The sequence below is a fragment of the Rathayibacter sp. AY2B3 genome, from assembly GCF_002931755.1.
Taxonomy (GTDB): Bacteria; Actinomycetota; Actinomycetes; order Actinomycetales; family Microbacteriaceae; genus Rathayibacter.
This window is the reverse complement of sequence record NZ_PSUG01000079.1, coordinates 1-7,284: the sequence shown is the minus strand read 5'-3', so window position 1 is coordinate 7,284 and position 7,284 is coordinate 1. Positions and strand designations below refer to the sequence as shown.

The following is a 7,284-nucleotide window of genomic DNA, read 5'->3' as shown; positions in this document are numbered from 1 at the left end:
CATGGCAGACAGCACGCTCGCCGTCGTGATCCTGGCGGCAGGCCAGGGCACCCGCATGAAGTCCCGCACCCCGAAGGTCCTGCACCGCCTCGCCGGGAGGCCGCTGCTCGGGCACGTGCTCGACACCGCCGCCTCGCTCGACGCGGCGCACGTCGTCACCGTGGTGCGCCACGAGCGCGACCGGGTCGCCGAGGCCGTCCTCGAGCACACCCCCTCCGCGCTGGTGGTGGACCAGGACGAGACCCCCGGCACCGGCCGCGCGGTCGAGCAGGGCCTCGCGGCGCTCCCGCAGTCCTTCGCCGGCACGGTCGTCGTGCTGAGCGCCGACGTCCCGCTGCTGGACGCACCGACCCTCCGCCGCCTGGTCGACGAGCACCTCGCCGCGGCGAACGCGCTCACCATGCTCTCCTGCGTGCTCGAGGACCCGACCGGCTTCGGCCGGATCGTCCGCGGCGGCGACGGAGCCTTCGCCTCCATCGTGGAGCAGAAGGACGCGAGCCCCGACGAGCTCGACCTCACCGAGATCAACGCCGGCGTCTACGCCTTCGACGCCGCCGCGCTCCGCTCGGTCATCGGCGCGATCGGCACCGAGAACGCCCAGCGGGAGAAGTACCTCACCGACGCCGCCGCCGCGCTCAAGGCCGCCGGCCGCGCGATCGAGGCCGTCCCCGTGCAGGACCGGTGGCTCGTGGCCGGGATCAACGACCGCGCCCAGCTCGCGGACGCGGCGCTCGAGCTCAACGCGCGCATCGTGCGCCGCTGGCAGCTCGAGGGCGTCACGATCCAGGACCCGGCGACGACCTGGATCGATGTGGACGCGGTCCTCGCCCCGGACGTCGAGATCCTCCCGGGCACGCAGATCAAGGGCCCGACCGTGATCGCCACCGGCGCGGTCATCGGCCCGGACACCACGCTCGACTCCTGCGAGGTCGGCGAGGACGCGGTCGTGAAGCGCTCCGACGCGACGCTCGCCGTGATCGGCGCGAAGGCCCAGGTCGGCCCGTTCTCGTTCCTCCGCCCCGGCACCGTGCTCGGCGCCCGCGGCAAGATCGGCACCTACGTCGAGACCAAGAACGCCGTCATCGGCGAGGGATCGAAGGTCCCGCACCTCTCCTACGTCGGCGACGCCGTCATCGGCGAGGAGTCGAACATCGGCGCCGGCTCGATCTTCGCCAACTACGACGGGGTGAGCAAGGCGTCCTCCGTCGTCGGCTCCCACGTGCGTGCGGGGTCGCACAACGTCTTCGTCGCCCCCGTTAGAATCGGTGACGGAGCGTACACGGGCGCCGGCACGGTCATCCGCAAGGACATCCCCGCCGGAGCCCTCGGGATCACCGTCGCTCCGCAGCGCAACATGGCCGGGTGGGTGCAGACCCACCGTCCGGGCACCGCAGCGGCCGACGCCGCCGAGGCGGCCCTGGCGTCGGATCCCACCGGATCCGACCAGGCGCCCACCGGAGGAAGCGGAGCACAGTGACCGGCATCACCGCCAGCAACAAGAAGAGCCTGGTCCTCGTCTCGGGGAGGGCGCATCCGGCACTGGCGGAAGCGGTCGCCGCCGAGCTCGGGACCGAGCTCGTCACGACCGAGGGGCGCACCTTCGCCAACGGCGAGCTCTACGTCCGCTACGGCGAGTCGGTCCGCGGAGGCGACGTGTTCGTCCTCCAGTCGCACACGTCCCCGATCAACGAGTGGCTGATGGAGCAGCTGATCATGGTCGACGCGCTCAAGCGCGCCTCCGCCAAGCGGATCACCGTGGTCGCGCCGTTCTACCCCTACGCGCGCCAGGACAAGAAGGGCCGCGGCCGCGAGCCGATCTCGGCCCGGCTCGTCGCCGACCTCTTCAAGGCGGCGGGAGCCGACCGGATCATGTCGGTCGACCTGCACGCGGCGCAGATCCAGGGCTTCTTCGACGGCCCCGTCGACCACCTCTTCGCGATGCCCGTGCTGCTCGAGCACTTCCGCGAGAAGCTCGACCCCTCGACCCTCACCATCGTCTCGCCCGACATGGGCCGCGTCCGCGTCGCCGACATCTGGAGCGACAAGCTCGGCGTCCCGCTGGCGATCATCCACAAGCGCCGCGACCCGAAGGTCGCCAACCAGGTGTCCGTGCACGAGATCGTCGGTGAGGTGAAGGGCCGCGTCTGCCTCCTCGTCGACGACCTCATCGACACCGGCCGTACCATCGCGAAGGCGGCCGAGGCGCTGAAGAAGGCGGGCGCGATCGGCGTGGTCGTCGCCGCCACCCACGCCGTCTTCTCGGACCCGGCGGTCGAGCTCCTGAGCTCCGAGTTCATCGACTCGGTCGTCGTCACCGACACTCTGCCGCTGCCGGAGGAGAAGACGTGGGACCGCCTGACGATCCTGCCCATCGCTCCGCTGCTGGCCCGCGCCATCCACGAGGTCTTCGACGACGGCTCCGTGACGTCGATGTTCGACGGCGACGCGTAGGACCCCGCGCCTCGAGGTGCGCCGTGCACGGCGCACCCGGGTCCCGCTCCGGCTCCACCGCCTAGGGTGAGGCCGTGCCCCAGCGTTCGGATGCGACCCTCGCCCTGGCGGCGGTCTTCCTGGTCTGGTCGCCGGCCGCCGCCGCGGCGGGCTGGTGGCTGCTCCTCGGGCTCGCCGTCGCCGCGGCCTCCGCGGCTCTGGGCGCCGTCGCCGACGCCGGGCGCACCGTCCACGACGGTCCCTCCTCGGAGTGGCTCGGGATCGTCGGCCGCGCGTTCGCCTCGGCCGCGCTGGCCCTGACCGCGGCCCAGTCGGTCCTCGGGGGAGCGGCCCGGCCCCTGGCCGTCCTGCTGCTCGTGGCCGTCGCGCTCTTCGGTCTGCGCGGCGGGCGCCTCCCCGCTCGCCCGGTCCTGCTCCTCGTCGGCGCTGTCGTGGTCCTGCTGGCCGCCGCCGCCGTGATCGTGCTGGTGTCCCCTCCGGACCCCGCGCCGTTCGACCCGCTGCGCGACGGAGGGCCGCTGGGAGCCGGCACCGCCGCGGCGCTGCTCCTGATCCTCCTGCCGACCTCCCGCTCCGGCGCGGTGACGGGTCTGCGACCCGCCCTGCTGCGCATCGGGATCGCCACGGCGGCCGCCGCTGCGCTCGGCACCGGTCTGCTCCTGGCGGCCGGTCCCGAGGTCCTCGCGGCCTCGGAGACCCCTCTCAGCGCCGTCACCCGCGGCACGCCCGCGTCAGGGCTCGTCGGGGCCGCCGCCGTGATCGCGGTCCTGCTCGCGCTCCTCGACCTCGGGAGGAGGGACGCGCGCGCCCTCGTCCGTCTCGCCGACGCAGGGGAGATCCCGGCGGTGCTCGCCACGAGGAACCGCAGGACCGGCGTGCCCGCGGCGGCTCAGCTCGTCCTCTGCCTGGTCGCCGTGCTCGCGGTCGTGATCCTCGACGCGGACGCGCTGCTCGCCTTCGCCGTGGCCGCCCTGCTGGTGGCGACCATCGTGCGGCGCCTCGACCACGGAGCGGCCGGGGCGAGCAGCCCGGCCCTCGCCTCGGCCGCGGTCTCGCTGCTGCTCCTGCTCGCCCTCCCGGCGGCCACGGCGGCCGCAGCGGCGGTGCTCCTGGCGGCACTCCTGATCGCGCGGGCGTTCCGGAGCTGAGGGGTCAGCCGGCCCGGGCGTCGAGCGCGCGCTCGGGGAGCCGGAGGGCCAGCGGATCGGCGCGCACCCGGTCGAGCCCGGCGCGGACCGCGCCGAGGGCGACGGCCCGGTCGCCCAGGGTCGAGGGCAGCAGTCGCGGCACCGGGGCGTGCACGTGGGACGCGAGGCGGTCGGACACCTCCGCGAGCAGGGGGCCGGCGGAGGAGGCGAGCGCTCCGCCGACGACGAGGAGCGAGACGTCGAGCAGGTTGACGAGGGCCGCCGCGATGCGGGTGAGGCGGTCGGCGAGGCGGTCGACCACCGCGACGGCGAGCGCGTCGCCGGCGAGCGCGGCGTCCAGGACCTGCTCGGCGCCCGGATGCTCGAACCGGTCGAGGAGGGAGGCCGGGCGATCGCGACGGGCGAGCTCCTCTCCGGCCCAGGTGCGGGCGAGCAGGGCCAGACCCTCGGCCGAGCCGACGCCCTCGACGAGGTCGAGGACGCGCATCTCGCCGGTGAGCCCGCGGGCACCGCGGAGGAGCGTCCCGCCGAGGACGACGCCGCCGCCGAGGCGCTCTCCGGACAGCAGGGCGAGGTAGTCGTCGCAGCCGACGGCCGCGCCCCGCCAGCCCTCGGCGAGGGCGGCGAGGTTCGCGTCGTTGTCGACCACGGGCGACCAGCCGCGGGCGGAGAAGTGCTCGATCAGATCGGGGTTCATCGCCGCCCAGAAGCCGTTGGCGTCGGCGGGGGAGGCGCCGAGGGCGTCGACCGGGGCCGGGACGCCGAGCGTGACGGCCAGTACGGCGGAGTCGTCCACTCCGGCCTCACGGAGGGCGCGGTCGAGGACCCGCTCGATGTCGGCGCGGCGGCGCTCGTGCGGGAGGTCCTCGATCCGCTCGTGGTCGACAGGCTCGACCCGGCGCGCGACGGTGCCGCCGAGGAGGTCGGAGACGACGACGTCGATGCTGTGCTGCCCGGCGTCCACGCCGACGACGACCCCGGCCAGGCGGCGCAGGGCGTAGCGCCGGGCGGGCCTGCCCTTGACGTAGTCGCCGGCGGCGCGCTGGTTCTCCAGCTCCTCGAGCCAGCCGAGCTCGATCAGGTCGTCGCAGACGGCGATCACCGTCGACCGGGTGAGCCCCGTGGCGGCGATCAGGTCGGAGGCGGTGAACGGATCCCCGCTGAACGCGCCGTCCAGGACCTCGAGGGCGCTGCGTCGTCGCTGCGACGAGAAGGTGCTCTCGGCCATCGGCACACTCCCTCTTGACCCGGGCGGGATCGGCTGCAACAGTACATCCCGTATTAGATTCTGCCACTAGATTTAGTGGGAGAAGCAACTATTCCCTCGACACCCGGGAGACGACGACGTGCCCCCTCACACCCCTCCCGGCCTGAGCCGGCGATCGCTGCTCGCCGCAGCAGGCGCCGGCGCCGCCGCCCTCGGCCTCTCGGGCTGCGTATCGCCGTCCGGCTCCTCCGGCGTGACCGAGATCACCTTCTTCCAGTCCAAGCCCGAGGTCATCGGGTACTTCGACGAGGTCATCGAGCGCTTCCACGCCGCCCAGTCGCGCGTCCGGGTCGTCCACGACTTCTCCTCGAACCTGTCGGCCGGCTTCGTCCGCAGCAGCCCGCCCGACCTCGGCTGCCTCAACTACAACTTCGAGGTCGCCCGCTTCGTCGAGCGCGGTGCCCTGAGCGACCTGTCCGACATGCCGGAGGCCGCGCGGATCAACCCCGACCTCCAGCCCCTCATCGAGCAGACGGCCGCCTACCCCGGCCGCACCAGCGTCCTGCCGTACTCGCTGATGATGGCGGCGGTGCTCTACAACCGGGAGATCTTCGCCCAGCAGGGTCTGGCGGTGCCGACCACGTGGTCCGAGTTCGTCGCCGTCTGCGAGGCGCTCACCGCCGCGGGCATCACGCCGATCTACAGCACCTACAAGGATCCGTGGACGGTCTCGCAGGGCCTGTTCGACTACTCCGTCGGAGGCACGGTCGACCTCGAGGCGTTCTTCGGACGACTGAAGGAGCAGGGGGCCGACGTCGGCCCGGGCTCGCCCGTCTCGTTCGAGAAGGACTTCGCCGACCCGATGCAGCAGATGCTGCAGGTGGCGTCCTACTCCAACCCCAACGCGGCGAGCCGCGGCTACGGCGACGGCAACCTCGCCTTCTCCCGCGGCGAGGCGGCCATGTACTTCCAGGGGCCGTGGGCGCTCAGCGAGATCGCCAAGACCGCGCCCGAGCTCTCCGTCGGAGCGTTCCCCCTGCCGATGACGGAGGACCCGGACGAGCGCCGGGTCCGCGTGAACGTCGACCTCGCGCTGTGGATCCCCGAGGCCTCCCGCAAGAAGGAGGCCGCGCGCGAGTTCCTCTCCTTCCTGATGCAGCCGGAGATCATCGACGCCTACAACGCCGACAACAACGCCTTCGGAGTCACCACCGACGCCCCCGCCGTCGAGCAGCCCACCCTCGTCGAGCTCCAGGACTTCTACGACCGCGCCGCGTTCAGCCTCGGCGCCTCCCAGCTCGTGCCGCAGAACATCCCGCTGCAGAACTACGTGCAGGGCATGGTCCTCGGCTCCGACCCGGCCGCGACCCTCCGGACGATCGACGCCGACTGGGCGCGCATCGCCTTCCGCTCCTGATCCGACCCCTCTCAGAGACGAGACACCCATGGCCACCTCCACCCCTGTCCGGGCCCCGGAGCGCACCGCCGCGCCCCGCCGCCCGGTGGCGCGAGCACCGAAGCGGCACCGCTCGGACCGCACGTTCCTGCTCTACCTGCTGCCCGCGCTCGTGCTCTTCACGCTCGCGATCACACTCCCCGCACTGATGGGGATCTTCTTCAGCTTCACCGACTCGATCGGCTTCGGCGACTGGCGGTTCATCGGGCTGACCAACTACGCCGCCCTCTTCTCCGACCCCGCGATCCTCGCCTCCTACGGCTTCACCGTCGGATTCGCGCTGGTGACCGTGCTCCTGGTGAACGTGGTCGCCTTCCTGCTCTCGATCGCGCTCACGGCGCAGATCCGGGGGAAGGTCGCCCTCCGCGCGGTGTTCGTGCTGCCGATGGTCGTCTCGGGCATCATCATCGCCTTCGTCTTCAACTTCCTCTTCTCGAACTCGCTGCCCGCGTTCGCCGAATCGGTCGGAGCGACGCCGCTCGCGAGCAGCATGCTCGCGGACCCCGACCTCGCGTGGATCGCGATCGTCGTCGTGACCGCGTGGCAGGCCGTCCCCTCCGCGCTGCTGATCTACATCGCCGGAGTGCTCTCCATCCCCGGCGACGTCTACGAAGCGGCCGCCCTCGACGGCGCCTCCGCCTGGGGGCAGCTGCGCTCGATCACGCTGCCGCTGGTCGCCGGCTACGTGCTGATCAACCTCGTCATCGGCTTCAAGAACTTCCTCAACGCCTACGACATCATCGTCGGCCTGACGGACGGCGGACCGGGCACCTCCACCCGCAGCGTCGCGATGACGATCTTCTCCGGATTCACCAGCGGCGACTACGCCTACCAGATGGCCAACGCCACGATCTTCTTCCTCATCGCGCTCGTGATCGCGCTCGTGCAGCTGCGCGTCTCGCGCGGAAAGGCGGCCTTCTGATGACCAGCCGTAGAAGCGGCGGTGCCAGTTGCGGGAGATCGCGTAGGCGGCGAGCGCGGCGAGGACGATGGTGCCGCCTACCGTGATCGCCGAGACGAGG

At 72.4% G+C, this 7,284-nt stretch carries 6 protein-coding genes; 5 read left to right on the top strand and 1 reads right to left on the bottom strand.

The window, feature by feature from the left end; all coding sequences use genetic code 11:
• Nucleotide 1 precedes the first annotated feature (1 nt).
• From glmU to C5C24_RS17155, 3 genes are all read left to right on the top strand, one after another.
• Nucleotides 2–1,477 carry a bifunctional UDP-N-acetylglucosamine diphosphorylase/glucosamine-1-phosphate N-acetyltransferase GlmU gene (gene glmU, locus C5C24_RS17165; protein WP_104276408.1) on the top strand — a complete coding sequence of 492 codons (1,476 nt, stop codon included), beginning with the start codon at nt 2–4 and terminating at the stop codon, nt 1,475–1,477.
• Entirely contained in the window at nt 1,474–2,451 is a 978-nt protein-coding gene (locus tag C5C24_RS17160; protein WP_104276388.1) for a ribose-phosphate diphosphokinase, read from the top strand. The genes glmU and C5C24_RS17160 overlap by 4 nt, the downstream gene beginning before the upstream one ends.
• Before the next feature lie 74 nt (nt 2,452–2,525).
• Nucleotides 2,526–3,599 carry a hypothetical protein gene (locus tag C5C24_RS17155; protein ID WP_104305545.1) on the top strand — a complete coding sequence of 358 codons (1,074 nt, stop codon included), beginning with the start codon at nt 2,526–2,528 and terminating at the stop codon, nt 3,597–3,599.
• Nucleotides 3,600–3,603: 4 nt separating this feature from the next.
• On the opposite strand, the gene C5C24_RS17150 is transcribed toward C5C24_RS17155, so the two are convergent.
• Nucleotides 3,604–4,827: an ROK family protein gene (locus C5C24_RS17150; protein ID WP_104280780.1), complete on the bottom strand. Its 1,224-nt coding sequence runs from the start codon at nt 4,825–4,827 to the stop codon at nt 3,604–3,606.
• 118 nt (nt 4,828–4,945) lie between these two features.
• Here C5C24_RS17150 and C5C24_RS17145 point away from each other — a divergent pair, with 118 nt between their 5' ends.
• Nucleotides 4,946–6,223, top strand: coding sequence for an ABC transporter substrate-binding protein (locus C5C24_RS17145; protein WP_104305544.1), 1,278 nt, complete (start codon nt 4,946–4,948; stop codon nt 6,221–6,223).
• A gap of 28 nt (nt 6,224–6,251) precedes the next feature.
• Nucleotides 6,252–7,184, top strand: coding sequence for a carbohydrate ABC transporter permease (locus C5C24_RS17140; RefSeq protein ID WP_104280778.1), 933 nt, complete (start codon nt 6,252–6,254; stop codon nt 7,182–7,184).
• Nucleotides 7,185–7,284 lie beyond the last annotated feature (100 nt).

Excerpts from the sequence above, each read along its gene's own strand:
- glmU (WP_104276408.1), top strand. The coding sequence starts at position 2 with ATGGCAGACAGCACGCTCGCCGTCGTGATCCTGGCGGCAGGCCAGGGC.
- C5C24_RS17150 (WP_104280780.1), bottom strand. The coding sequence starts at position 4,827 with ATGGCCGAGAGCACCTTCTCGTCGCAGCGACGACGCAGCGCCCTCGAG.
- C5C24_RS17140 (WP_104280778.1), top strand. The coding sequence starts at position 6,252 with ATGGCCACCTCCACCCCTGTCCGGGCCCCGGAGCGCACCGCCGCGCCC.